28 protein-coding genes and 1 pseudogene are annotated in these 24970 nt (G+C 42.7%); 5 read left to right on the top strand and 24 right to left on the bottom strand.

Annotation, left to right across the window (positions count from 1 at the left end; translation table 11 throughout):
• The first annotated feature begins 722 nt into the window (after positions 1–722).
• Genes V7121_RS19050 through V7121_RS19040 form a run of 3 tightly spaced genes read left to right on the top strand, consistent with a single transcriptional unit; the run spans position 723 to position 1786 of the window.
• On the top strand, positions 723–1091 hold the full coding sequence (locus tag V7121_RS19050) for a DUF2089 domain-containing protein (protein ID WP_335501328.1): 369 nt from the start codon (positions 723–725) through the stop codon (positions 1089–1091).
• Between the two features lie 13 nt (positions 1092–1104).
• A complete protein-coding gene (locus tag V7121_RS19045; protein WP_335501329.1) occupies positions 1105–1494 on the top strand; it encodes an SHOCT-like domain-containing protein in 390 nt (129 codons plus the stop codon).
• 10 nt (positions 1495–1504) lie between these two features.
• Positions 1505–1786: a hypothetical protein gene (locus V7121_RS19040; protein ID WP_335501431.1), complete on the top strand. Its 282-nt coding sequence runs from the start codon at positions 1505–1507 to the stop codon at positions 1784–1786.
• A 175-nt stretch (positions 1787–1961) separates the two neighbouring features.
• Here V7121_RS19040 and eutM (V7121_RS19035) read toward each other — a convergent pair whose 3' ends face one another.
• The 21 genes and pseudogenes from eutM (V7121_RS19035) to V7121_RS18930 form a co-directional block, all read right to left on the bottom strand.
• The gene (gene eutM / locus V7121_RS19035) at positions 1962–2258 is read right to left on the bottom strand and encodes an ethanolamine utilization microcompartment protein EutM (RefSeq protein ID WP_098263328.1); all 297 of its coding nucleotides are present in this window, start codon (positions 2256–2258) and stop codon (positions 1962–1964) included.
• Positions 2259–2318: 60 nt separating this feature from the next.
• Positions 2319–2621: an ethanolamine utilization microcompartment protein EutM gene (gene eutM, locus V7121_RS19030; protein WP_335501331.1), complete on the bottom strand. Its 303-nt coding sequence runs from the start codon at positions 2619–2621 to the stop codon at positions 2319–2321.
• Positions 2622–2641: 20 nt separating this feature from the next.
• Positions 2642–3331, bottom strand: coding sequence for a phosphate propanoyltransferase (locus V7121_RS19025; protein ID WP_335501333.1), 690 nt, complete (start codon positions 3329–3331; stop codon positions 2642–2644).
• 6 nt (positions 3332–3337) lie between these two features.
• The gene (locus tag V7121_RS19020; RefSeq protein WP_335547436.1) at positions 3338–4858 is read right to left on the bottom strand and encodes an acetaldehyde dehydrogenase (acetylating); all 1521 of its coding nucleotides are present in this window, start codon (positions 4856–4858) and stop codon (positions 3338–3340) included.
• Between the two features lie 520 nt (positions 4859–5378).
• Positions 5379–5642, bottom strand: a pseudogene (locus V7121_RS19015) (BMC domain-containing protein); the annotation flags it as partial.
• 19 nt (positions 5643–5661) lie between these two features.
• Entirely contained in the window at positions 5662–6315 is a 654-nt protein-coding gene (locus V7121_RS19010; protein WP_335547433.1) for a cupin domain-containing protein, read from the bottom strand.
• Positions 6316–6360: 45 nt separating this feature from the next.
• On the bottom strand, positions 6361–6909 hold the full coding sequence (locus tag V7121_RS19005) for a BMC domain-containing protein (protein ID WP_335547431.1): 549 nt from the start codon (positions 6907–6909) through the stop codon (positions 6361–6363).
• Positions 6909–8276 carry a 4Fe-4S dicluster domain-containing protein gene (locus tag V7121_RS18995; protein ID WP_420490733.1) on the bottom strand — a complete coding sequence of 456 codons (1368 nt, stop codon included), beginning with the start codon at positions 8274–8276 and terminating at the stop codon, positions 6909–6911. Before V7121_RS18995 ends, V7121_RS19005 begins: the two co-directional genes overlap by 1 nt.
• The gene (locus V7121_RS18990; RefSeq protein ID WP_335547429.1) at positions 8254–8517 is read right to left on the bottom strand and encodes a EutN/CcmL family microcompartment protein; all 264 of its coding nucleotides are present in this window, start codon (positions 8515–8517) and stop codon (positions 8254–8256) included. Before V7121_RS18990 ends, V7121_RS18995 begins: the two co-directional genes overlap by 23 nt.
• 50 nt (positions 8518–8567) lie before the next feature.
• Positions 8568–9413 (bottom strand): ethanolamine utilization protein EutJ, encoded by an 846-nt coding sequence (gene eutJ, locus V7121_RS18985; protein ID WP_335501344.1) that lies wholly within the window; start codon positions 9411–9413, stop codon positions 8568–8570.
• A complete protein-coding gene (locus V7121_RS18980) occupies positions 9395–10078 on the bottom strand; it encodes a cobalamin adenosyltransferase (protein ID WP_335547427.1) in 684 nt (227 codons plus the stop codon). Before V7121_RS18980 ends, eutJ begins: the two co-directional genes overlap by 19 nt.
• Positions 10078–10506, bottom strand: a complete 429-nt coding sequence (locus V7121_RS18975) for a EutP/PduV family microcompartment system protein (RefSeq protein WP_335547425.1) — start codon at positions 10504–10506, stop codon at positions 10078–10080. Before V7121_RS18975 ends, V7121_RS18980 begins: the two co-directional genes overlap by 1 nt.
• A gap of 14 nt (positions 10507–10520) precedes the next feature.
• Positions 10521–10874: a BMC domain-containing protein gene (locus V7121_RS18970; RefSeq protein ID WP_335547423.1), complete on the bottom strand. Its 354-nt coding sequence runs from the start codon at positions 10872–10874 to the stop codon at positions 10521–10523.
• 26 nt (positions 10875–10900) lie between these two features.
• Entirely contained in the window at positions 10901–11854 is a 954-nt protein-coding gene (gene cutD, locus V7121_RS18965; protein ID WP_335501354.1) for a choline TMA-lyase-activating enzyme, read from the bottom strand.
• An 84-nt stretch (positions 11855–11938) separates the two neighbouring features.
• Positions 11939–14482, bottom strand: a complete 2544-nt coding sequence (cutC, locus tag V7121_RS18960; protein ID WP_335501356.1) for a choline trimethylamine-lyase — start codon at positions 14480–14482, stop codon at positions 11939–11941.
• 52 nt (positions 14483–14534) lie between these two features.
• Positions 14535–16022 (bottom strand): aldehyde dehydrogenase family protein, encoded by a 1488-nt coding sequence (locus V7121_RS18955; protein WP_335547421.1) that lies wholly within the window; start codon positions 16020–16022, stop codon positions 14535–14537.
• Positions 16023–16055: 33 nt separating this feature from the next.
• A complete protein-coding gene (locus tag V7121_RS18950; RefSeq protein WP_335501360.1) occupies positions 16056–16358 on the bottom strand; it encodes a BMC domain-containing protein in 303 nt (100 codons plus the stop codon).
• 80 nt (positions 16359–16438) lie between these two features.
• Positions 16439–16735 carry a BMC domain-containing protein gene (locus tag V7121_RS18945; RefSeq protein WP_335501363.1) on the bottom strand — a complete coding sequence of 99 codons (297 nt, stop codon included), beginning with the start codon at positions 16733–16735 and terminating at the stop codon, positions 16439–16441.
• A 13-nt stretch (positions 16736–16748) separates the two neighbouring features.
• On the bottom strand, positions 16749–17015 hold the full coding sequence (locus V7121_RS18940; protein WP_335501365.1) for a hypothetical protein: 267 nt from the start codon (positions 17013–17015) through the stop codon (positions 16749–16751).
• A 31-nt stretch (positions 17016–17046) separates the two neighbouring features.
• The gene (locus tag V7121_RS18935) at positions 17047–18156 is read right to left on the bottom strand and encodes an EamA family transporter (protein WP_335501367.1); all 1110 of its coding nucleotides are present in this window, start codon (positions 18154–18156) and stop codon (positions 17047–17049) included.
• A gap of 250 nt (positions 18157–18406) precedes the next feature.
• A complete protein-coding gene (locus tag V7121_RS18930; RefSeq protein ID WP_335501369.1) occupies positions 18407–19321 on the bottom strand; it encodes a choline kinase family protein in 915 nt (304 codons plus the stop codon).
• 267 nt (positions 19322–19588) lie between these two features.
• Here V7121_RS18930 and V7121_RS18925 point away from each other — a divergent pair, with 267 nt between their 5' ends.
• Positions 19589–20731: a 1-propanol dehydrogenase PduQ gene (locus tag V7121_RS18925; RefSeq protein ID WP_335547438.1), complete on the top strand. Its 1143-nt coding sequence runs from the start codon at positions 19589–19591 to the stop codon at positions 20729–20731.
• A 91-nt stretch (positions 20732–20822) separates the two neighbouring features.
• On the opposite strand, the gene V7121_RS18920 is transcribed toward V7121_RS18925, so the two are convergent.
• The 3 genes from V7121_RS18920 to V7121_RS18910 all read right to left on the bottom strand — a co-directional run bounded on the left by V7121_RS18920 (position 20823) and on the right by V7121_RS18910 (position 23545).
• The gene (locus tag V7121_RS18920; RefSeq protein WP_335501370.1) at positions 20823–21623 is read right to left on the bottom strand and encodes a response regulator transcription factor; all 801 of its coding nucleotides are present in this window, start codon (positions 21621–21623) and stop codon (positions 20823–20825) included.
• Positions 21624–21626: 3 nt separating this feature from the next.
• Positions 21627–22826 (bottom strand): histidine kinase, encoded by a 1200-nt coding sequence (locus V7121_RS18915; protein ID WP_335501373.1) that lies wholly within the window; start codon positions 22824–22826, stop codon positions 21627–21629.
• 341 nt (positions 22827–23167) lie between these two features.
• The gene (locus tag V7121_RS18910) at positions 23168–23545 is read right to left on the bottom strand and encodes a hypothetical protein (RefSeq protein WP_335501375.1); all 378 of its coding nucleotides are present in this window, start codon (positions 23543–23545) and stop codon (positions 23168–23170) included.
• Positions 23546–23762: 217 nt separating this feature from the next.
• Here V7121_RS18910 and V7121_RS18905 point away from each other — a divergent pair, with 217 nt between their 5' ends.
• Positions 23763–24908: an immunoglobulin-like domain-containing protein gene (locus V7121_RS18905; protein ID WP_335501376.1), complete on the top strand. Its 1146-nt coding sequence runs from the start codon at positions 23763–23765 to the stop codon at positions 24906–24908.
• Positions 24909–24970: the final 62 nt, after the last annotated feature.

The raw sequence follows: 24970 nt of genomic DNA, 5'->3' as shown, positions 1-24970 counted from the left end.
AGAACAATTCATCTTGTCAAAAGCGACATTGATTATTATATCGAATCTCTATTACTATGTCAATATAATTTTTCAACTTATTTTCTATCACTTTTAACTAGTAAAGCCTCTGTTAAAAGCAACTTTTACATCATAACACCTACTATTTAATTATGCAACAGAAAGTTTTTCAATTATATTCTTTGGAATACTCCCTTCTGTAAATATAAATATAAGAAGCTATCAATCTTTGATTAATATTGTGTCGTGACAAGCACCGAATAATTAAGAAATCTCCAAGCAACACTTTAGCATTTTACAATTATATCGGTGGGCTGCCTTCTCTTCCTCCTTCATTTACCGAGGCAGCAATAAATTCCCTTAGACGAGCAATGAAACATGCCCTCTTTTACCGAGCGTGCGGTAAATCCCTTATGACGGGCAATAAAACACCCCCTCATTTACCGAACGTGCGAAAAACCGCTTAAGAAGGGAAATGAGACGCCTCTTCATTTACCATGGATACCTTAATTTCCTCCAGATGGGAAATGAGTGAGTCATATGACTGAAATGCCCTTCGCTTCTCTACCTACTATAAAGAGTGAGTCCCGGACACCAAAATTAAATATATTTAATAACAAAATTAATTATCTTAATTTATTTAATCAAAAAATTAATTTTTACTATTTACCATTTAAAATAATTGATTTATAATCAAATCAACTAAAGGAAAGGAATTCATTATGGCCTATAATGTAATTACAAATTGTCCTGTCTGCAGTAACACATTGAAGATTACGAAGTTGCAGTGCTCCCATTGTCACACGACGATCGAAAATGAGTTTGAGTTCTCGAAACTGGCGTCATTATCAAAGGATCAGCTTCATTTTGTCGAAGTATTTTTAACATGCAGAGGAAGTATTAAGGAAGTTGAAAAGGAAATGGGTATTTCCTATCCAACTGTTCGAGGCAAACTAAACGACATCATCTCAGCGCTTGGGTATGTACAAAAGAAGAAAAATGAGGTTGACGAGAAAAAGGTTGTCGCCATGTTGGAAAAGGGCGAAATCACTCCTGAAGAAGCCATTAAGCTCTTAAAAGATGAAGAATAGGGAGGAATTGAACATGAAAGAGGAAATTGCCAAAGTATTAACCATGGTGCAAGAGGGAAAAATTGATGCCGATAAGGGGTCAGAACTGATCCAAGTATTAAAACAAAAAGTAGAAGCAGGAAGTAAGCTAGTAGAGAAACCAACGAAATATTTAGATAAAACTTTAAAAATTCGTGTCGTTTCCGCTGAAAATGATAACGTCACGGTCAATTTGCCCGTAAAACTGATTAAGGCGGTATTAATGGCTGGCCACAGCATCGCATCGAGTATTCCTCAGTCAGAAAAGTATGTAAAGGATCTCGACATCACTCTTATTATTGAAGCCATCGAGAACGAATTGGATGGCCAAATCGTGGATGTTAAATCAGCAAACGGGGATACCGTTTCTGTCATCATTGAATAGTGAGTGGCATATGCTCCATCTAAAAGTGAAAGCAAAAGACATTCGGTTTACGATTCCCATTCCATATGCCCTTTTAGACATCAGTATTTCCATATTGTCCTCAAAGTTTATTCATCAACAGGCAAACAAATGGACAAAGGAACACTTCGAAAGAAAAAAACTGGACATTACCATCCCACAGATAGACAAAAAAATGCTAAGGCCCATCATCGAGGAACTGAAACATCATAAAGGACTCGTACTCGTAGATGTCAAAGCAAAGGACGGTACTGAGGTTAAGATTAGACTATGAATAACGTTCTTAAAATAAGAACTGCATGTTGTTGGCAAAGTTCCCCACACCAATAACATGCAGTTTTTAAGTAATGCCACAGAAATGCCCCAAGGCTGGTTCTGCCGGATCAATTTACTCATCTTCGACTAGTAAAACGTCCCCCTGGACACCCAGGGGGACGGAACACGGTATCTTATCTTACTAATTCTTTGGCTGCTTGGGCTGGAAGAACGGTTTCTACTTCTGCGTGTGGACGTGGGATGACGTGAACGGAAACTAATTCGCCAACACGCTCCGCTGCTGCTGCTCCTGCATCTGTTGCTGCTTTAACTGCACCTACGTCTCCTCTTACCATGACGGTTACAAGCCCGCCGCCAATATGTTCTTTTCCAATTAGATAGACATTTGCTGCTTTAACCATGGCATCTGCTGCTTCAATTGCTCCCACTAAACCTTTTGTTTCAATCATTCCTAATGCATCATATTTCATTGTTAATCCCTCCAAAATAGTATTTTTCTTTGATTAAAAATTGCACTAACGCTAGTAAACTTAAACGGTTACAGATTCCTTAACTGCTTTCTCTCCAGGAAGAATACCTTCCATTTCACCGTGTGGACGTGGGATTACATGAACGGAAATAAGTTCTCCTACTCGTTCAGCTGCTGCAGCTCCTGCATCCGTTGCGGCCTTAACGGCACCTACATCACCTCTTACCATGACAGTAACCAAACCGCCGCCAACAAGTTCTTTTCCGATTAAGTTAACATTTGCTGCTTTAACCATGGCATCCGCCGCTTCAATTGCACCAACTAAACCTTTAGTTTCGATCATTCCTAATGCATCGTATCTCATGTTTTATTCCTCCAAATTGGTTATTTTATGATTTTGACCTTTGTCGATGATTTAGCACCCATGGCATTTGCTTCCTCTGTATCGATATGGCATTCCAGCGCAGAAGTGGCATTTGCTCGAATCGCCACATTGTTTAAAATGCCGCCGCGTGGACCATTAAACTCGATCGAGACAATCTGTTTATCACGGACACCTAGACGCTCAGAATCAGCCAGGTTCATATGGATATGTCTTTGAGCTATAATCAGACCTTCCGTAAGCTGCACAGATCCTTTGGGTCCGATAATGGTGATCCCTGGTGAGCCCTTCAACTGGCCTGACATTCTTGGATGGGTGGTAATCCCTAACTTAAAGGTATCACCTTCAAGAATTTCCACTTGCGTTTGATCGCGAAGAGGTCCAAGAATTCGCACCTTTTCAATCGCACCTTTTGGACCGCAAATCGTTACGGTTTCATTACAGGCATATTGTCCAGGCTGGGATAAATCCTTTGTTTTTTTCAGCTGATACCAATCTCCAAACAAGCGATATAAATCCTCTTTGGATAAATGAATATGCCGATTAGACACCCCGACCGGGATATTGAAGGAGTCCTCATTCACCTCAACCTGTACGGATACAGCTTGTGGCACCTCTTTCACTTCTGTAGAAGCCTGATTAGATTGGAGCGCCTCCATTAAAAGTTGTAGAACATTCTCATATTTGTCCATGTGATGTTACCCCTTCGCCATTGCTGCTACTAGATCGTTTATGAGCTTGACAAGCTGTTCATTATTTGAAAAGTCAATATTCCCTTTTAAGAAATCTGACACTTCCTGGCCGCTTTCACAGCTAGCTAATGATAGCTCAGGATAGTCGAAGGTCGGGTCAGCAGAAGCTAATGTGCTGCAATCCCTTAGTCCGTAAGCCACTCTCTTAATATTGATCAAATGGATTGGGCTGACATTTTCTGAAACCGAACTGCCTCCCCATGTCCCGCATCCCAGTGTGAAGGAAGGCATTAGTCCCGTGCTTGCTCCAGTAGCTCCCTGTGTACTGCCCGTATTCACCAAGATCCGCGATGCTGGTTTTTTCGCAAACTTCATGACGATATCTTTATCTTGAGTATGTAGGCTCATGCTGTGGCCAATACCGTTTTGAAGCAGTTGAATGCAAAGCTGACAAGCTTCTTCCCAATCTTTTGCTGTATAGAAAGCAAGAACAGATGTTAATTTTTCATAGGATAATGGATATGCTGGGCCGACTCCTTTTTGTTCACCAATCAAAACTTTGGTACCTTCCGGAATGGAAAATCCTGCTGCTTCTGCAATCACACGTGGCGATCTTCCAACATACTTTGCATTCATGGCATGTCCATTTTTAAATAGTAGTTCACAGACCTTTGCTGTTTCTTCAGGGCTCATAAAATAGCCGCCCTGCTTTTTGAATTCGGCTACCACCTGCTCGTGGTTGCATTCTTCCACAATCACAGACTGTTCAGATGCGCAAATGGTACCGTAATCAAATGTCTTACTTGCCAAAATATCCTTCACGGCTTTTTGAACATTGGCCGTTCTCTCAATATAGGCAGGGCAGTTGCCAGCGCCAACGCCAAGGGCTGGCTTTCCTTTACTATAGGAGGCTTTTACAAGTCCTGGGCCGCCTGTTGCTATGATCATTTTTACTTCTTTACATTCCATCAGCTCATTGGTGGCATTCATGCTTGGTAACGAAATACACCCAATAATATTGGCTGGTGCACCCGCCTCTACTGCCGCCTGGTTCATGATTTCAGCTGCCTTTAGTGTACATTTCGCGGCAGATGGATGCGGCGAAAAGACAATCGCATTACGGGATTTAACGGCAATCATTGCTTTATAAATGGCTGTTGATGTGGGATTGGTGGAAGGGATAATCCCCATAACCAACCCAACAGGCTCCGCAACATCCATTATTTGAGTCGCTTCATCATGCCGAATGATACCAATGGTTTTCATATCTTTAATGGATTGATACAAAATAGTTGATGCTAAATGATTTTTGTAAGTTTTATCCTCCACTTTACCAAAACCAGTTTCCTCAACAGCCATTTTGGCCAGCATTACCGCATGTTCTTTAGCTGCTTTTACCATATTGCGCAGGATTTGATCAATTTGCTCTTCTGTATAGTCAGCCATCTGTTCCGCTGCTGCTTTTCCTAAGCGGGCAAGATCTCTAACTGCTTGGATGGACCTTAAATCATAGTCGAAATTCTCCATTAGAGAATTCCCCCCTTTCACATAATCTAGAAATCTATTTTTTTGTTGTTTTTTGGTAATAGTTAGCTAACTCTAAAAGCAGTGTTTTCTTATCAGCTTTTGAGATGAATCGTCCTGCAATACCTAAGCTCTTATATTCCCTTGCCAGAGTTCGGAGGTTGGTTACTTTTAGACTGCCGAGAAGCTCAAGGGCGATGTCTAAACCGTATTCAAGAACGATATAGTCAATCCTCTTCTTATTGATTTCCTCCGGGTCTAGTTTCAGGGCATTTTTTCTTAAAATTTCAACCGTCCCAGCCTGGCCGGCAGTTTCCTTAATTGGTTCAACCACCACTTTATCTTGGTTTACTGCTTCTATTACTGGTCCAGCCTCTTTTTCTTCGTCCACTGCCTCCGCAACTGGTTCAGCCTCTTTATCTTGGTCCACCGCTTCCGCAACTGGTTCAGCTACTTTTTCTTCGTCCACTGCTTCCCCAACTGGTTCGCCCACAATATCTTGGTCCACTGTTTTTTCTGGCCCAATTAAGTCAGCCAGTTCCTCGTGGGGCCTGGGAATAACATGTTGAGATACCAATAGTGCACGATTTAGCTGCTCCACTGCAGCAGCCCCGGCCTCAACCCCCGCTTTTACAGCGCCTACATCACCGGTTACAGCGATAGCAACAAGACCGCCGCCTACAAGGGTCTTTTCGATAAGAGTCACGTTTGCTGCCTTGAGCATGGCATCGGCACATTCCACCGCTGCCAGGAGTCCTTTCGTTTCGATTAACCCCAGTGCCTGCATTTTTCCCCCTCCTTACCTTCTACATAAGGTCAGCCCAGTTGGCCGGGTATGTAGTATAGAAGATTTTGGCCTTATCAGGAGAGCCCCAAACTACCTTAGAACCTGAAGGAACATAGAGAACATCACCAGGGTAGGCAGTATAGGTTTTTCCATTAATTGAGACTGTCACCGTACCTTCAATGACATAATCGATTTCCTCATAGGTTAATTCCCATTCAAAGCTTGATTTTTCTATTGTTAAAAATCCAGCACTCATTGACGATTCGTCTTTACTAATTAATTCTTGATAAAAGACTTTATTGTCGGGATTACCGGTATCAAATACATCAAATTTCACAGAATTTCCGCGAACCAGCTTCAGCCCGCCGCTATCAAGTTCAGCCGCATATGGCGCTGCAGGGAGGTTTTCTAATAATCCTTTTAGCAGACCTTTATCAACAAGTGCTTTAAGCACCGAATAAATCATCTGGCTGTCGATCTCACCGTTGTTTGAATTGGCTAGTTTAGAAAGTTCGGACTCACTACCTACTTTCTCAGTAGAAAACTCGATACCAAAAACTTTCGCTGCATCCTTAGCTGCTGGAGTAATAATGGTTTTACTAGTGATATAAAGGACTTTCTGTCCCTGTTTCTCCACAACCTCTACATCTTTAGCACAGATTAATTTCTTCATATCTTCACCTCCTCATCGGCGAAAACTCATTGTCACAATCACATCTTAAAATAAACTTGGAATCAGCCGGTCGGACACCGAGGCGATTACCTCGCAATTGACCAGCAGACCTTTTTCTTTGGCAATGGCCTTCCCTGCATCCATACTCGTATTCACCGCTGCCACATCGCCGGTAAAAGTGAAGAATGCCTTACCGCCAAGCCCATTTCCCAAGCGAAGTTCAAGCGCCTCTACATCAGCGGTCTTTAGAATAGCATCGGCCGCTAAAATCATTGATGCCAACGAGAAGGACTCGATGATACCAAGAGCCTGAATTCGATCTGGCACGGTTGTCCCTGCAATGGCAGGAAATACCGCAGGACTGACATTCGGGATAATCAGAGAATCAACTAAATATTCCTCCGCCAGCCGTTCGCCTGTTTCGACTGAATCAGAAACGGAAGCAACATCGCCATGAACGATGGCAATATATTTACCCGGGCAGGTAGAGGAAGCTGTAACGATTTCTACATCCGAAATCTTCACCATCTGATCGGCCGCATACATTCCACGGGCAATGCTCGTAAATTCAACCACTCCAATAGCGTTTGCCATCACTTGTCCCTCCTTATCGCAATATAAGCATTATCACTTTCTACCACTGTTCCGGAAATACTGGCATGAATGGCTGCCCCTAAACTATTTTCCGGAATTTTTCCGATCAGCTGGCCAACTTCTACATGATCGCCAACCGAAACGACTGGAATGGCCGGTGCTCCCACATGCTGGCTTTTTGCAATATAAACAACCTTCGGCTCAAGCATTATCTCGGTCATTGGCGCCGGTTGATCTAAATGATACAAGCCTAATTTAGCCACAAGCCGTTTACTAGGAACCAAACGATATTCGCGGTTTTTGCGGGGCTCGAATGATCTCGGCACCGGTGTATAGCGAATATTCTTTTCGATTAATTTCTGTTTCAAATACTGATGGTTTGACTTTGGAAACAAGCCGATTGGGCAGGAGAACAATTCACACAAATTGCACTGGGAGCATAGATAAACCATCGTTTGGTCTTCTGCCTCCTGCAGGCTATAGTTGGTGACTCTCATCATCTTATGCGGCTGCAAGTTGTGCCCAAGCAGATAACGAGGACACATATCTGTACACATCCGGCATTGCTCGCACGACTTATTCATTCTTTTTGCCTGTTCAGGGCTGGTTGTTTTTCGTTTAATCAACGGATGCTGCTTTTTTAAAATAACTAAGCCCTTGGTTTTCTTTGTGACATAAGCTTCCATGCTCTTCATGACCGGTCCCATCATTGGACCGCCATCGATGACCGCATAATCGGCAAAATTATCAATTCCGCTTAACTTCAGTACCTCGATCATCGGTGTGCCGACTGGAACCTTTACGGTCAAGCGCTTCGGAATATCACCGGCAATGGTGATATATTTTTCCGTCACAGCCCTGTTCATCGAAGCATGGTAAATATTTAAAGCTGTTTCCGAATTGATGACGACACAGCCAACATGAATCGGGATGCCGCCCTCCGGAACCACCCGTCCCGTCAGTTCGTAGACCAAAACCTGTTCATCACCTGAAGGATAGGCGTCTTTGAGCTCTCGAACCTCAACAAAATCGCTCAAGCCTAAGGCATCGATTCGCCCCTTTAGAATCGAAACCACATCTTTATGCTTTCCTTTAATACCAATCAGCGCCTTCTCTGCCCCTGCCAATCGGCCGGCCGCTTCAAATCCTTTAATAATTTCATCAGGATAGAGCGCCATTATTTGCTGGTCTACTCTTAACAGCGGCTCACATTCAGCACCGTTTAGAAGGATATATTCTGCCTTAGCGGCCAGCTTCACGTGAGTGGGGAATCCTGCCCCTCCTGCACCGATAATGCCGGCTTCCTTAACCAAATCTAGCAAACTCAATTTCCCATCACCCTTATCACGTAAACTGGCAATCTTCATCAATAATCCCAACAATACAAGCATCAACCGGAATGGCATCATCACCAAGCATTCTGCGGGCCGATGAGCCGGTGGTAACAATCACTCGGTCTCCGATACCGGCACCGATGATATCGACAACAACCATACGCTCCCCTTCATTGCTGCCGCCAATCACTTCTGCCAGCATAAACTTTAGACCGTTAAGTGATTCTGCTTTTCTAGTTGCCCATACATTATCAATGAGTATGGCAGTTATCATAAAACACACCTTCTTCCACTTGTATTGCTGGTTTACAAACTTTCTTTATACTAATCCATAATCTCCTGTGTGCAACTAAGCGCAATTCCTAAAGGAGTGACAAACATTGGATTCTTTGGTTTATGTGTGTAAATCCCCGTTTTCTTCTCAATAATCTTCTCAATACCGGCCAAGCAGGCAGTACCACCGACCAAGGATATTTCCTTGACGTCATAACCGCTGACATGGCGGGTGATAATCGATGAAATTTTTTCAATGACAGGTGTTAATACCGGCAGCAATTCCTTATGATTCTTGGGATTACGTTTATACAGGTCAGCCTCGGCAAAAGGGAGTTTATAGGCTCCGGAAATCACCAGTGAAAAATGAGTTCCGCCTGTCGGCTCATCCTCGACATAATCAACCTTGCCATCAACAAGAATGGAAATGCCTGTAGTACCACCGCCGATGTCAACGACGGCTCCGTTTTTCATTTTTAGAACTTCATTCGCGGCGGTTGGCTCATCGAGCAAATTGGTTAATTCAAAGCCAGCAGCCTGAACCACATTCTTTACAGCTCCTGAATCGATCGCCTCGGTTCCCGGTGGAATGGCAGCTGCAGCAAAAGTGAGTTCCGCTCCTAATTTTTCCTCAAGCTCGCGCTTCATCTCACGGACGATATTGATAGCGCCAATGTAATCAACGACCATCCCGTCGCGGACAACATCTGCATAACGGTAAGCGCCTGCGGCCGGACGGTAGTTTTCATCCAAAACAGCTAAAACGACACAGGCAGTTCCTAAATCGACTCCAGTATAGTAAACAGAAGATTTACCAGCGATAGGATGTTCAATGACTTTTTCAAAATCTTCTACCAGCCGATCACAGAATTCAAAAGTCATTCCTTCCTTAGACATTTGTTTCCTCCTACCGTCAAATGGATTAATTGCGAAAGACTATTAATCATCTGATTGATCTTGCCCATCATGTCTTCGTACCACTCTTTTTCTTCCTTACTGCTCTCACAAAGCTCCAGCATCAAGGGCTCCATTTCTTGAAGCGCACAGCGAAGTCTATGTAAGGTTAAGATCTCCCTGCCCTTTTCAAGCTGCATATGAAAGTCTGTAATTTCAAAACAATCACCAAGATTGCTGGAAAAATTGGATTCCTTGATTCCCTCGCATTCTGTACAAGGAAGATTTTCTAACGAACCATGGGTTTTTACAGCACGATTAATCGAAGCATGTTGTTTGTAGATTTTTACAACCGAATGAGCCAGATCAACATCTTTGCCCAACAACTCTTCGCAGGTTAACAAAAACAAGGCTTCAATTGACTTCATCCGGCTTTGAAACTGCAGCCTTTTCAAATCCACCTTAACCTCTGGCGGACCCTCGGCTAGCTTCTTCGTGTCTTCCTTCTTTTTCTGAACACCGGAATCCAGGAATTTAATTCCCCGATCGCTTAAATACTGACGACCGCCTGGTGTAAGCCGTGCTCCTTGTCCTAACTCATAAACCGTAAAGGGTTCCTTTTTATATAGATTCCTCAAGTAACTTTCGGTAATAAATTTCATTTTCATTACCTATCTTTCTTTTCGAATAAGCATTCTTTTAACGCTTCGATTCCGCTGCCATCCTCGACGCTGATTTTAAAGTAAGGCTCTGCCGCTCCAATTTTCTGAAGCTGATTGATACAAAATCCCTCATTCTCCGGCCTTAGATCCGCTCTGGTAATCACACCAATAACAGGACATCTAAACACTTTGGCAAACCCTGGTGAATAGACGGCGGCAGTCTTGGATTGATCCACCAAGATCAAGACATGGGAGGCATCTTGCATAGCAGAAATGATATATTTATACATCCACGTGTTTTCAATATAAGAACCCGGAACATCAATGGTATGCTTTCCGTAAATCAGATTCTGTGTTTTTCGGATCGGCCTCATCTCATCATTTAGGGTATTCACTAATGTGCTCTTGCCGCAGTTGGTCGGTCCGATGACCATGATTCGCTTTTTTCTCATGTCCGTGTTATTGGGGTTGTCACAAATCCCAGCATAGTTTTGAATGTTTCATTTACGGCTTCTAGTGCGGTTACCACACTTTGGACATCCCCGCTAATCACGACCGATCCTGTAAAGCGATCAAGAAAGCCAATTTCGACGTCAGCCGTTTTTGTAGCAATATCAGCAGCAATAATGGCGGACTCATAAGGTGTCAGAGTAAGAATGCCAATTGCGCCTTTCTCATCTATTCCCAGCCGTTCATAAATATCCGGCATAGGGGAAGCAATCACATGGGCAATTGTCACTTGTTTTCCCGGTACCGATTCCTGGATGATCCGCTCGATTGATTTATCGCCAAATGCTCCCATTATTCTTACCTCAATCTAATAAACTTTTAGTGATTGACTACCTTCACTTGGAAGTCATATTGTTTAAACCAGCTTTCAATTCTCTCCATGTCCTCAGCGGTCATACTCGGGTTTCCGGTAATTTGGTAATCCTTGCTGAGCTGATTGTATTTATTGACCCCAAATTTATGGTAGGGCAATAAATCAATCCCTTTGAAATTTTTATAATCCTTATAAGGCAGGAGGAACTGAATGACTTGGTCTATTTCTTCCCAGCTGTCATTGATTCCTTTTAAAAGCGGCATTCTGATTCTCACATTAAACCTGCGTTTTAGTAATTCTGACAAATTATTCAAAATCCGTTCATTGCGTACGCCCGTGTATTCGAAGTGCTCATCGGAATCCATGTGCTTCATATCATATAGAAATAGGTCGGTAAACTCGGCAACTTGAAGGACAGCAGAAAGACTGGCATAGCCGCTGGTTTCAATCGCCGTATTGATTCCTTCCTTCTTGCAGGCCATCAGTAGATTGGCGGCAGCCTCAGGCTGCATCAATACTTCCCCGCCACCTAAGGTAACGCCGCCGCCCGACATTTCATAAAAGGATCGATCCTCTTCGACCATTTCCAACAGTTCAGAAATGGTTTTTGCTTCCCCTGCAATCGATAAGGCAGACTCCGGACAAACATCGATACATTTTCGGCAGCCAATACAGTTAATGTCACGGGCTACCTCAAGTTTGGAGGTTTCTTTTGAAAGATTGAGCATTCCAACCGGGCAGACAGGAACACAAGCACCGCAATCTGTACATAAGCTTTGTTTTAACATGACTTGAATATTCCGTTCCAAGCCTTCAGGATTCGCACACCACTTACAGCGGAGCGGGCATCCTTTAAAAAATACGATTGTTCTTACACCTGGTCCATCAAACATGTTATATTTCTGCACGTTGAAGATGAGTGCTTTTCTTTCAATCAAACCCGCGGTTGTATTGCCCATACCCCTAATCTCCTATTGGTTATTTAAATAATTTTGCGGCTGCCTGACTATGTACAAACGGGCAGCAGCGTATTTTTTTAAAAATTAGAACGACTTCAGCATGGTTCTGCTGATGATTTCGTCCTGAACATCTTTGCACAGCTCAACGAAGAAGGCACTGTAACCGGCTACGCGGACAATTAAATCACGATAGTGCTCTGGATGCTTCTGCGCTTCAATCAGTGTATTGTTATCAAGATAGTTGAATTGCATCTCGCCATTACCGAGGACTGAGGCAGTCCGTAAAAGAGTAATAATTCCTTCTTCGCCCTCAGGTGTATCAAGAAGTCCCGACATCAATTTAAAGTTATGAACCATTCCGATGTTCATACTATCGTTAGCCATCTTCGATATCGACTTGATAATTGCCGTTGGACCCTTGACATCAGAACCATGTGACGGGCTGATTCCATCGGATAATGGCAGCCAGGCACGGCGGCCGTTGGCAGATGCCCCTGTTAATTGTCCAAATGGCGTGTTGTTCGAAATGGATAAAGTACCATGGCTCAAAACAGAATATAACGTTTTGTATTTACGGTGTTCCATTTCTGTAAAATGGACTAAATCTGAAGCGATTAAATCAGCAAAGTCTTCGTCATTACCATACTTTGGAGCATTCAAGCAGTCTGTTCGAATCTGCTCATAGCCGACGAAGTCTGCTTTTAATGCTTCATTCAACTGCTGCAAGGTATATTTTTTGTCTTCGAAAACTAGTTTCTTGATCGCAGCCATCGAGTCGGTATAGGTAGCTAAACCAGACCAGATCACCCCTGGACCAAAGTTGTACATCGCACCGCCTGCAGAAACATCGCGGCCGCTTTCCATACAGCCTTCGTACATGATGGACATGAGCGGTTTTGGTGCCATTACTTTGTGAATACGCTGCGAAATGACAGTGGCAACGGATGACCATTTGGTAATATACTTTATTTGCTCTTTCACGGCCTTTTCAAAGTCTTCATAGGTTTTAAATTGGCTCAGGTCTCCCATATCCGGAGTGACCTTTTTGCCGTACCAAAGCGGTACCCCATGGTTGAGCACCAATTCGATACAGATTGGCCATTGGGTATAAGCAGTGGATGTCCACTGATAAAGCCGGCCAGACTTCTGTGGTTCCACACAGCCCATCAAACAATAGTCCCTGGCATCCTCGATGGAAACTCCTTTTGCAAGCATCATCTTGATATGCGCATCATCGAAATGGCAGGCTGGGAAACCCATTCCTGAACGAATGACTTCAACAATTTTCTTCAGATATTTCTGTGGTGATTTATTATGAATTCGTGCAGCTAACGATGGCTGGTAAATCTTCACGTGACGAACGGCATCCATCAGCAGGTAAGTAAGCTCATTCGTTGCATCACGGCCGTCTCTTGTCACACCGCCAACGCACATATTGACAAATGGCTGATAGCCTGCAAAGAACTTGGAACCGCCTTCACTTGTGACCCACATCATTTCTGACATTTTGATAAGCATACAACCGGAGAGTTCAAATGCTTCATAGTCACTCATTCGGCCGCTTTCAATGTCTGCTTTGTAAAGTGGATACATATACTGATCCACCCGGCCAATCGACATTCCTGTCTGATTCTCTTCCACCACAAGCAGGGATTCAATCGTCCAAACTGCCTGGATCGCTTCCCAGTATGTTTCTGGCTTATGGGCAGGTACCCGTGCATTCACTTCAGAAATCTTAAGTAATTCAGCTTTACGCTTTGGATTTGTTTCCTTTGCAGCAAGTTCAGCTGCATACGCGGATAAACGTTTGGCGTAAATCATCACGCCTTCTGTTGTATCAATAACAGATTTATAGAAATAGATTTTTTCAATATCCTCAGGATTTTCATAATCCAGCTTGGCGAGATGATCCCTTGCTTCCTGTTGAATATCGAGCATACCCTTCTTCATCAGAATGACATCGTATCCTGGATTAGAGTCCCCGCCGCCATTTAAAGCATGGTATGAACAGTCCGAAACATAGGACTCACCAGAAAGCTCCCAAAGGCCTGCCTCACGATATTGGTCTTCACAATGTTCATCAACGGACTTACCTTCCCAGAATGGGAACAGCTCCTCACGCATCACTCGTTTATCTTCCTCAGAAATATAAAATGGATCCTGCGGCCGGCTGCCAATCGTATCTATTTCGTCTACCATCCAGCGCCAAGCAATGTCTGGTGAAAATGCGCCCGCACGCGGTGCTCCGTTTGGTGCTCCGACAATCAATTCCTCATCCTGAATCACGAGGGGTGCGGTTTCGCAGCAATACCGGAAGCATTTGGCCCGGAGCATAATCTTCGGCATACCCGGGTTTTCCTTTGCAATCTTCGTAATCGCTCTCGCACGGTAGGTCGTAATCGAAGGAACATGCTTCAGGTAGGTTTCTTTTAGCTTTTTCAGACGTTCAGTCATTCCATCCGGAATTCCGCCATCGTTATCGCTGCCTTCACTGCCATGGTGAGGCTCTTCTTTTTCCATATTCTTCGAGACACCTTCAAATAATTTAAGTAAAGATGCCCGCTCTGCTTCAGACATGTTTTTCGTCGCTTCAGCTAGTTTTACTGAAAAGTCACGAATATCTAACATTCCTTTCCTCTCCTCCTTTAAAACTTATCGATCGTTCATGATGCTCCTCGGATCAAATGCCTTGGAGGACATTTTTCAAAATTTGCTGGAGCATCTGCAGGTCTTCTATTTTGTATTCGCGAGAGGGCTGGGAATCTCGCGCTGGTGATGGTTCCTCTATGAACAGGCTGTTGGTCATATCTTCCGACTTTCGAACCCCATAACCCACTTTACGGATATAAATAAGATTCATCGGCGAGACATTATCTGTCGTAATTCCTGCACCAGCCGATCCGCTGCCCAGTGTCATCGCAGGGAAAAGGTTGGTTGTTGCTCCCATGCTCCCAAAAGAAGCCGGGGTATTGACGAGCACTCTTCCGACTGGTTTTTTCAATGCAAACTGGCTAATCACCGCTTCATCTGTTGAGTGAATCACCAGCGTATGCCCGTTCTTTTCGCTAATCAACAATTCAATGCATTTCTCGCAGGCATTCATCCAGTCATCTTCTATGTAGTAGGCGAAAACAGGACAAAGAATTTCTTTTGTGAACGGATTATCATCGGAGACATATCTTTGCTCTGAAACTAGTACTCTCACATGGTCGGGAACAGAAAATCCAGCGCACTTTGCTAATTCGGAGGCTGTTTTACCCACCATTTCGGAATCCACACACCCATTTGCTAGAAAAAGATGGGCACTTAACTGTTGCGATTCCTCAGCGGTCATAAAATAGGCTCCGTTTTCTTTAAACTCCCGCTTTACCTCCGCGGCAATACAGCGGTCGACGACAACCGAATGTTCGGCTGCGGATACGACACCATTGTCAAACGTTTTGCTGGCAATAATATCTCGAACTGCCTGCTTGATGTCAGCTGTTCGTTCAATAAATGCCGGGCCATTGCCATTTCCCCCATAAATAACGGGCTTCCCGGAATTATTCGCCGCCTTCAGCATGCCCGGTACACCGGTATTCATAATGATGGTGGAGGCAGGATGATTCATTAACTCCAGCGTTCCGCTTGGCGTCACGGTATGCAGGTAGGCAAGGGCACCTTCCGGCAAACCGGCTCCCTCGGCCACACGAATCATACAATCAAGTGCCTTGCCAATCGTTTTTCTTGCTCTTGGATGAGGCGAGAAAATGATGGCATTTCCGGACTTAATGGCGATTAATGCCTTATAAATCGTAGTAGAGACAGGGCTCGTTGCAGGACACAGACCAATTATTACCCCTAGTGGGACTCCAATATCCATTGTCTTGTTTTGTTCATCATGACTGATGATTCCTACACAAGTCATTCCTCTAAGTTTGGTTGGCAAATACTCCGTAACGAAGCGGTTTTTTTGGTATTTATCCTGCCAAATGCCATAATCCGTTTCATCACTGGACATGACGGCAAGTTCTTGTGCCTGCTTCGCCATTTCTGCTGCCATTTGTTCAACAATCTCATCCAGTTTTCCTTGTGGAAAAGTGGCGAGCTTTTTCTGCGCTTCACGGGCATTCTCTACAAGAATTCGCGCTTCTTGGATGGAGAGCAAATCATTATCGATAATATTCATTTCTGACTCTCCTCCTTTCCTTCCATCTATCATTTACCCAAGCAAGTTCTCAATCGAATACCGTTCAATGATTTTTTCAATATCTGGATGAGGTCTTGGAATGACAACGGAACTATAGACTTCAGCACCCATATCCACTACCGCTTTTACGCCGGTTTCTACAGCGGTTTGGCATGCTCCGACATCGCCGTGGACCAGTACGGAAATGTAACCTGAAGCAACGTTTTCAAAGCCAATCAATTCCACATCTGCTGCTTTGCACATCGCATCAGCAGCCTCCAGCACATAAACGATCCCAAATGTTTCAATTAACCCTAAAGCTTCGTATTGATTCATTTTAGTTAGTCCCCTAACCTATATTTAAATTTATTAGGAATGATAAAAATCGACCTCGAGAATTGGCACTTCGGCCTTTCTTATTTATCAATGTCATATAATGAGACGATGTCACCAACACTCTTAATCGGCCGCGGCATGACATTGTAAGCCGTTAATTTACCGATTGCCCGCGCCGCAGCCGCTCCTGCTTCCACTGATTCTCTTACAGCAGCAACGTCACCCTTTACCATAATGGTAACGAGCGTGGAACCGACGTTTTCGTATGACACAAGCTCAACATTTGCCGCCTTCAGCATTTTATCTGCTGCGGAAATCGCCGGAACCATTCCCACCGTTTCGACAAGTCCTAAGGCTTCATCTCCTTGATACCTCATCCTGCTCCCCCCGTTAGTCCTTAATGTAATTATTGATGGTGCTAGCACCATCTTCGTGGGCATGGTAATAAATTCTTAAGGTGCCTGATGCGTCCATTTCGAATTTTGTTTCTTCTATAAGACCATTAGCTTCAGCGGTCATTAAAGCCGATATGACATCGTTTCGATTAAGTGCCCTAAACTTTCCGTATTCACCTTTCAGGGCATCAATCACATCTTCCGCACAAGCTTCTTCCACTTTTGTAAAGTGTTTTAAAATAGCGTAATTAAGCGGTTTCAAAAGTTTTTCCCTCCTATTTCCTTATCTTTTGTCAGCTGGCTATTTTTTCTTCGCCCTGACCCTTGCCTTTTTTGAATAAATCAAGCGGGTTCATAGCGATAAGTAAAATCCCAAATATCATGACGACAGCAGCAATCCAAGCAATGGTTGGGATTGACCAGCCATCCATACCGAAGATCACACCGAGTACAATCCAACAGCAGAATGGTCCCCAGAACGAGTAAGTGCCGTTACACGCCATTCCCAGAGCGGCACCGCACATACTGTTTCCACGATACCAACTCATATAGGAAATCCAAGCACAGAAACCGGCAATCGCAATCCAAATCATCGCTGAACCACTTGTAAATGCCTGTATAGCGAGATCCGTAGAAAGGCCAATATCACCAGCCAATAAGCCGAAAATAGGAAGTAAAATAATTAAGTTAGATAGACCTGAAATGACCTGGCGGATAGTGATACTAATCTCATAATCAATCATCGATGTGCCATATCCAGCCACACAGCCTTCAAAGCCCCAGCCTAGTGCCGCGATAAATGCTATACAGATGCCAAGGAACATTCCTTTTGGTGCATCGCCGCCGATACTTGTGCTGCCGATCATAAAGCTTGCCGCCACACAGATGGCGATCCCCAACATCATCCGTTTATTTAATTGTTGTTTAAAAAGAATTCTGCCTAGAATCGCCCCAATTGCTGGGCAAAGTGCCGTAATTGGTATAACGATGGAGCCTGCCATTTGAAGTCCGACAACATAGGCGGTACTGGAAATAGGACCTCCGACAAGAGCCGCCAAAATCATGATCCGACCAGGCTTCGTTTTAAGTGTTCGAAAGAAATCGCCCATTTTTCCTTTTACACCGACATTCAATAATGCCCAGCCAGCACTAGCAGTATCGTTGACCGCACTGCCCAGCGCTCCAAGTAAATAGGTGATGGCAAAGGCGGATAAAACCGTTTTGGCACCATACCATTCGGCCCAAACCCCTTTTGACATCCCTAAGGTTAAGAACGCTGAATAGAAACCATACATAAGACCAGAGAATAAAGCGATGACAATTCCCTTTTTGAAAAATTGCGATGATAGCTTCTTTTTTGCAGCAATGGCTAACGATTGAGATGCCCCCGTTATATCGTTCATACGCAAAACTCCTTTTACCTTATAAAATTTTTTAATAGTTTAAGTGCATATTCATCATAACTTGAAGAAAGCGCTTTATTATGGCATCTTGGGAAGTATTTTACTGGATAATATCCTTATATTTTTTGTCAATTTGTACAATCGTTATCTTATTCAATAAATTTCCGTTCGTAAATTTGCCATAAATATTGTAAAAATCCCATAAAAAAGACGCCTGATTTCTCGGGAGGCGTCCTTATTTCCTTATTATTCAATTTTCCACTATGCCGGCAATGGTATATTCTGATAAGCGGTTAATCTGCTTCATATTCTTGCGGAAACGTTCATACCTAAAATAGCAATAGTCGAGAAAATCATCGCCATGATAGTGCCGAACCAATGCCCATACCGTCCAAAGCAAATCCTGTGCCAGCATAAACCCTTTAATTTTTAATTCTTCATCTGCTGCCGGCCATTGACCATAGTAGTCTAGCAGGAAATCACCAATCGGTTCTTCGCTTAGTTTGGATTCGAGAATATAGGCAGCTATATCCCAGGCAGGGTCATTCATACCGGAATATTCCCAGTCAATTAAATACGCTTCACCTTTGTCATTAACGATAAAATTCTCTGGTACTGTGTCATTGTGACAGGGAAGGGTGAAGTTTTGTTCGATATTTTTATCAAAAAAACCCAGCAGGTCCTTCTTCAAATCTCTATAGTCATAGAAAAAATCACCATTAAGCTCTCGTACAATTTCCTCATACTTGGCTAATTCATGCTCCCAGTCAAAGGAATTAGGAAAACACTTGGTGCTAGTATGAGTTTTTTTCAGTAGAGATGAGACAGCTTTTAAGCTATCCGGGCTGCCTGGATCGACAACGGCTATGTTCATGCTGTTTTTAATAAATGCACTGATTTTAATCCCGCTGATTTCATCAAAATAAACACATTCTGAATTTAAACCAAGTTCTGAGGCGATTTGATTGTTGACCTTTTCGTTTATGCGATCGATCATTTGATTCGTCATTCCGCCCGGCTGTCTAATAATATACTCTGTTCCTTTGATGTTCATTATGTAGTTGTAATTAGTGAGTCCGCCAGCAAAACGGGATTTATCATAGATAATTCGGTCATCATTGAAAATGCTGCGCAGTTTTTTCTGTATCAAATCTTCTATTTTCATTCAAAATTCCACCAGTGCACATTAAAATTATTATAAAATAGTATACTTCCAATAAATTGGCAGGTCAATGAACCTATGTGAATAAAATAGGAACTTTACCTTTAAAAATAACCATTGTCCAAGAAAAATGAATAAATGCAAGATAGGAGTTTATTAAGCTACGATAATGCTACATTTTCTAGCAAAACTTCCATCTCTAAATCATTTTCTATGATAAGGTTAAGTTGCAATCATTAATAAAAAGGTGTTTTAAGTTGGGAGGTAACGATCATCGAAGACAAGTTTATTCTCAAAACCAAGGTTTATCTTAATAGGCAATCATTACAATATTTAAAACAGATTAATGGCTCCCGGGCATTTATTGTCTCCGATTCGATTATGGAATCACTCGGATATCTGCAGCAAGTGGTCGATTACTTGAACGAAGCCGGAATCAGCTCAACCATTTTCACAGGAGTCCGCCCTGATCCGGATGTTGCGTTAATTACCGAAGGGCTGAAGCTTTACAAAGAAAGCGGCGCTGACGTCCTGATTGCCATCGGCGGCGGATCAGCCATCGATTCGGCGAAAGGAATCCTTTATTTTGCCTGGAAGCTCGGCAGTGCCCCAAATGAAGAAATCAAAAAACCGCTCTTTATTGCCATCCCTTCAACGAGCGGAACCGGCTCTGAGGTAACGGACTTTTCTGTGATTACCTCTGAGGGAGAAAAGGTAGTCGTAATCGATGAGTTTATCGCACCGGATATTGCAATCCTAGACTCCACCTGCATTCAACATGTTCCGCAGCGTGTGATCGCAGATACGGGAATAGATGTTTTGGTTCATGCCATCGAGGCCTATGTTTCTACGAACGCCACTGACTTCAGCGATGCGCTTGCCGAAAAAGCGATTAAGCTTATTTTCGAAAATCTTGAAATTCTTTATAAGGATCCCAAGAATGATGTGGCACGAGATCGTGTGCTGAATGCTTCCTGTTTAGCGGGAATGGCCTTCACCAATACAGGTCTTGGCATCAATCACAGCCTTGCCCATGCTTTCGGAGCCACCTTTCATATTTCCCATGGCCGCTCCAATGCCCTTCTACTGAATGCGGTGATGGAATACAATGCTGACTTAAACGGAAGCACGGCCAACTCGGCTGCCGACCGCTATTCCAAATTGGCCGGAGTTCTTCAGCTGCCATCACGAACAAAACGTGAAGGGACTGTTCATTTCATGCAAGCAGTGAAGCAGTTGAAAAAAGCGCTTGGAGTCGAAAATCAAATTCGAGCCCTTGGCATTGACCAGGCCGAATTTGCAAATGTACTGGAGCATATGGCTGAAACAGCCATACTTGACCGCTGCACCCCTTCGAATCCAAGACAGCCTTCAAAGGATGATTTGGTACAAATTTTTAAAAAATGTTTTTAGAAAAGCACAAGCGCCCTTTTAGCGGCATATGGCGCTGGAGCTAGACCTTTGAAAAAATTCCCCACCGGTAGGAAACTCCTGGTGGGGATTTTCAGATAATCTTACTTGCTGAATCATTTTGATTAACTACATGTGCATATTTACGATAGTTTTGCGGTGTCATGTTCATTTTGGCACAGAATACCCTGTTAAAATAAGACGGATCCGAAAAGCCGCATTCACATGAAATCCGGTATGCTTGATAATTGGTCGTTTCTAGCAATCTGCAGGCATATTGAATTCTCATTTGAATGATATAATCTGTAAAGGCGACGCCCATTTCCTTTTTAAAAACATGGCTGAAGTATTTGGCATTGACAAACACCTTAGAAGCCACCATTTCGAGTGTTAACTTCTCCTTAAAATGCTCCTCGATATATTTAATCGATTCTTCGATAAAGGTAGAGCACTCGTCTCTCGTTTCCATGCTTTCTGCCGCAGGCTTTTTGTCTGCAGTTGTAGGAACAGGAGCAGGCTGACTGACTCCTGCTTTCAACATTCTACCAAACACCTCTTTAAGAGCTGAAGGTTTGATTGGCTTTAATAGATATTCGAATACTTTTAAACTAATCGCCTTTTGAGCATAGGAAAAGTCTGAATACGCGGATAAAATAGTGATACTTGAATGAGGCAAAAATGTTCTAATCTCTTCAATCGTGCTCAGACCATCCCTTTCAGGGATCATCAAATCCATAAAAATAAGATTGGGCCGATACTGCCTTGCCAGTTTGACCGCTTCGGTTCCACTATCACAAGTCAGCAGCAAATCTTCCGGATGAAGCTCATCACGAACAACCATGGTAAGAAACTCACGTTCAAGGATTTCATCTTCGACTATAAGGACAACATTCACTCGTCAGCACCTCCCGATCGGCTGCATGGGAATTTTTATGGCCACTGTACTTCCACTAAAATCAGACTTTACAATCTCCAAGCCGTAGCAGTCCCCATAATATTGTTTTAACCGTTTGGCGGTACTCTTTACCCCGAGCCCAGAGTTACTCTCTAACTGGTTTATTTTTTCCAGGACATCTTTCGGGAAACCGCTTCCATTATCATCAATATAAATAATAACTAAATCTGCGAATTCTTCTGCGGTAATACTAATTTTTCCACCGTCCCGCTTGGGCGTGATCCCATGAATGAGCGCATTCTCAACAATGGGCTGTATCACCATGTTTGGAATTCTGTAAGCTCTAATATTCTCAGGGACATCAATGATATATTCCAAACGGTTGGTAAAGCGAGCCTTCTGGATGTATAGGTATTTCTCGATGTTGTCAATTTCAGAAGCAATGGTATGAAGCTGATCATCCTGCTTTAAGTTGTATCTCAGCAAATCGGAAAGACAGTAAATCAGTTCTTCCGTCTTCTGGGAATGCTCAAAATAGGCGATGCGGGCAATACAGTTTAAGGTATTAAATAAAAAATGCGGATTGACGACTAGGGATGCGTTTTTTGCTTCCAGGTCGATAATTTTTTTCTCTAGCATTTCCTTCTCAATTGACAGTCTTGCTACGTCAGAATCGGCATGTCCCTTGATACTTTCCGATAGATCAATGGAAATATTCTTAGCAATGTGGCTGCATAATTGTTCATGCATTTTCATTTTATTTTCATCAACGGTTTTTAGCGCAGCAATCGATTTAGCGATATACTCCAATTCCGTGTTTGTTTCTTCTTTAAGCGACTGGACATCAATCATAAATTTTTGATATTCGCTATCCTGTGAATAGACCTGCATTCCTGCCACATACCCCAACGTCTCATCATGCAATTTAATGGGAAGAAAGATATTTTGGAGCCCGTGATGGCAGACGAAGGTTCCCTCTTCTTCGTCCGAGTTAAATCGGTCTCTGTAGTCACAGCATACCTGGTCTCGCCTTTTTCGGCATAAAAGGGTGCAAAAATCAGGCGATGGGATTAACTCATTCAAGACATATCCATTGGTATCTACTAAAAACAAGGGAATATCAGAAAGGGATAAAATACCACTATAGCGGGCGTATAAATTAGAAGCGATTAATTCATTTAGAGGATTTTCGGTTTTCTTCATCCTAATAATGCACCTTCCACTATGCAATGAATGCGAAGATTTATATATCCTGGCCGGGCGTTCTGGAGCTAGTCTAGTAATCTTTGTCATCGAAAATGAATATATCAGTTCTATTATACAAACTCATCTCTTCAAAAATTGGATAAATTATGAAAGTTTTGTGGCGCGGGGAGCGGAGTGCCAGAGGGGACGGTTCCCTGGCATGAAAAAAGTTGAAATTGAAACTTAAGAAATATTTACTATAAAAATAAAAAGGATCAGTTCCCCACCGTGAAGGTAACGGGAGATTGACCCTAAATTTTAAAACATTATATATTAATTCGAATTGTCTTTGTAGCAGACTATTCTTTCACTACTAGCCACAGATGAACTTCTACATCCACAGTAGCGGCATTATGAAGGGTCATGATCATGACATTAGGATGCCTAGGACCTGTTTGTACTGAATATATGTTTTCGACTGGATCAATTAAGTATCCAGCACTAATAACTAATTCATTTCGTTGTGCTTCTAATTGAAAGTCCACATATTCATCACTATTTACTCGAACTCCACTCCAAGTATAGCGTTTGAGACCCTCCCCAAGATTCTCCCCAGTTGCCTTTTGGAAACTCATATCAACACGTCTATTCACTCGGCTCCTATTCATGGTTTCGAGCGATTTTCGATGTTGGTTCGTATAATGCAGCCATCCATTAACGGGTAAAAAGCTACTCATTTGGGTCAACTCCTAATCTGATAAAATATGAGGCCTATTCGGGAGATATTCGACTACTTCCGTTCATTTAGAAAATTCGAATTAACTCCAGCTATTTCCTTTTAAGTTTATTGTAAGCCTTTTCATTTTTCTTTCAATACAAAATTAAATAATATTTTTGACAGTACATGTTAAAATAATAATAGATAAAAATATTCATAGATTGGAGATATGATTCGTGAAGCTACCTTTTTTTAAAGCAGGCATACTAACCTGTTTAACTATCAGTTTGTTCGCAGGGAATGCTTCCGCTACATCAGATTTATCCACCAAATGCGGTAAGATTAAACCGAATGCCAATCCAACCTTTCAACAAATGAACTGCTTACTTACGAATGCAGCAGTAGCGGCTAATATTCCTCCTGAAGTGGTAAAAGCGGTGGCTACACAGGAAAACGGGAAATGGCAGCAATTTGTAGCAGGTAAGCCTGTTATTTCTCGAGATGGTGGCATTGGTCTCATGCAGTTGACCAATCAAAAGGGATACGACCAAGATAAGTTGAAAAACGATATCGTCTATAATATCGAGACCGGTGTCAAAGTCCTTAACAGTATGTATTCACGCAAGGATTTGCCAAAAATCAAAGGGGCAGGACGGCAGGTGATTGAAAATTGGTATTTCCCTGTCTTGGCATACAACGGGACAAAGCCTGTGAACAGTCCGCTTTACCAAAAAAACGGGTTAAGAAATAAGAAAGCCTATCAAGAACAAGTTTTTGCCAAATTAGAAGAGCACAGTTATTTAAAGGATACCCTACTAGCCAAATATCCATTTAAAACAACTGATTTTTACTATAATCGCAATCTCCCGGATAACATTAAGTTTAGAAGATTGGTATACACACTAACCGGTCAGGTACACAACTCGGCTTATTTTTTTAAAGTTGGAAATCGAGTGGTAACGACGTCGGGCGGTGTTAAATTACGAAAAGCACCAGGTACTACGGTTCTCAGGACCTTACCTAAAAATACAACATTGTTCATTAACGGAAAATTTAAATATGATTCTACCAATCAATTTGTTTGGTACCCCGTTCTAACCGTAGACCATAAGAGAGGATATGTTTCTTCAGCTTATGTGATAAAGGATACGGTAAAACCGATCATTTCAGGGGCTAAGAATAAAACCATTCGTTACAAATCTTCCTTCAATCCGAAAAAAGGGATAACCGCGAAGGACAATGTAGACGGCAGTTTAACAAGTAAGATTAAAGTAACCGGAACCGTAAAAACAAAGAAAAAAGGCACCTATACATTAACCTACACGGTTACTGACAAATCCCTAAACAAAACAGTCGTGAAGCGAAAGATAACTGTAAAATAAACTTGCTAAAAGTGGGGGCCTGAGCCTCCACTTTTTTTGCGCGGAACAAAAGGCGCAAGCGC

This window comes from Neobacillus drentensis (assembly GCF_036962125.1).
Classification (GTDB): domain Bacteria; phylum Bacillota; class Bacilli; order Bacillales; family Cytobacillaceae; genus Neobacillus; species Neobacillus drentensis_B.
The sequence above is the reverse complement of the archived record's forward strand: the minus strand, read 5'-3'. Positions and strand labels throughout refer to the sequence as shown.

What these genes read in the sequence shown, in the direction of transcription:
- V7121_RS18935 (WP_335501367.1), bottom strand. Translation starts at nt 18,156, where the DNA reads ATGAACGATATAACGGGGGCATCTCAATCGTTAGCCATTGCTGCAAAA.
- V7121_RS19050 (WP_335501328.1), top strand. Translation starts at nt 723, where the DNA reads ATGGCCTATAATGTAATTACAAATTGTCCTGTCTGCAGTAACACATTG.
- V7121_RS18980 (WP_335547427.1), bottom strand. Translation starts at nt 10,078, where the DNA reads ATGAAAATGAAATTTATTACCGAAAGTTACTTGAGGAATCTATATAAA.
- V7121_RS18945 (WP_335501363.1), bottom strand. Translation starts at nt 16,735, where the DNA reads ATGAGGTATCAAGGAGATGAAGCCTTAGGACTTGTCGAAACGGTGGGA.
- eutJ (WP_335501344.1), bottom strand. Translation starts at nt 9,413, where the DNA reads ATGTCTAAGGAAGGAATGACTTTTGAATTCTGTGATCGGCTGGTAGAA.
- V7121_RS19045 (WP_335501329.1), top strand. Translation starts at nt 1,105, where the DNA reads ATGAAAGAGGAAATTGCCAAAGTATTAACCATGGTGCAAGAGGGAAAA.
- V7121_RS18970 (WP_335547423.1), bottom strand. Translation starts at nt 10,874, where the DNA reads ATGGGAGCATTTGGCGATAAATCAATCGAGCGGATCATCCAGGAATCG.
- V7121_RS19020 (WP_335547436.1), bottom strand. Translation starts at nt 4,858, where the DNA reads ATGGAGAATTTCGACTATGATTTAAGGTCCATCCAAGCAGTTAGAGAT.
- cutD (WP_335501354.1), bottom strand. Translation starts at nt 11,854, where the DNA reads ATGGGCAATACAACCGCGGGTTTGATTGAAAGAAAAGCACTCATCTTC.
- V7121_RS19010 (WP_335547433.1), bottom strand. Translation starts at nt 6,315, where the DNA reads ATGAAGAAATTAATCTGTGCTAAAGATGTAGAGGTTGTGGAGAAACAG.
- V7121_RS18930 (WP_335501369.1), bottom strand. Translation starts at nt 19,321, where the DNA reads ATGAAAATAGAAGATTTGATACAGAAAAAACTGCGCAGCATTTTCAAT.
- V7121_RS19040 (WP_335501431.1), top strand. Translation starts at nt 1,505, where the DNA reads ATGCTCCATCTAAAAGTGAAAGCAAAAGACATTCGGTTTACGATTCCC.
- eutM (WP_335501331.1), bottom strand. Translation starts at nt 2,621, where the DNA reads ATGAGATACGATGCATTAGGAATGATCGAAACTAAAGGTTTAGTTGGT.
- V7121_RS18975 (WP_335547425.1), bottom strand. Translation starts at nt 10,506, where the DNA reads ATGGTCATCGGACCGACCAACTGCGGCAAGAGCACATTAGTGAATACC.
- V7121_RS18995 (WP_420490733.1), bottom strand. Translation starts at nt 8,276, where the DNA reads ATGAAGATTGCCAGTTTACGTGATAAGGGTGATGGGAAATTGAGTTTG.
- V7121_RS18950 (WP_335501360.1), bottom strand. Translation starts at nt 16,358, where the DNA reads ATGAATCAATACGAAGCTTTAGGGTTAATTGAAACATTTGGGATCGTT.
- eutM (WP_098263328.1), bottom strand. Translation starts at nt 2,258, where the DNA reads ATGAAATATGATGCATTAGGAATGATTGAAACAAAAGGTTTAGTGGGA.
- V7121_RS19025 (WP_335501333.1), bottom strand. Translation starts at nt 3,331, where the DNA reads ATGGACAAATATGAGAATGTTCTACAACTTTTAATGGAGGCGCTCCAA.
- V7121_RS18915 (WP_335501373.1), bottom strand. Translation starts at nt 22,826, where the DNA reads ATGAAGAAAACCGAAAATCCTCTAAATGAATTAATCGCTTCTAATTTA.
- V7121_RS18910 (WP_335501375.1), bottom strand. Translation starts at nt 23,545, where the DNA reads ATGAGTAGCTTTTTACCCGTTAATGGATGGCTGCATTATACGAACCAA.
- V7121_RS18955 (WP_335547421.1), bottom strand. Translation starts at nt 16,022, where the DNA reads ATGAATATTATCGATAATGATTTGCTCTCCATCCAAGAAGCGCGAATT.
- cutC (WP_335501356.1), bottom strand. Translation starts at nt 14,482, where the DNA reads ATGTTAGATATTCGTGACTTTTCAGTAAAACTAGCTGAAGCGACGAAA.
- V7121_RS18990 (WP_335547429.1), bottom strand. Translation starts at nt 8,517, where the DNA reads ATGATAACTGCCATACTCATTGATAATGTATGGGCAACTAGAAAAGCA.
- V7121_RS19005 (WP_335547431.1), bottom strand. Translation starts at nt 6,909, where the DNA reads ATGGCAAACGCTATTGGAGTGGTTGAATTTACGAGCATTGCCCGTGGA.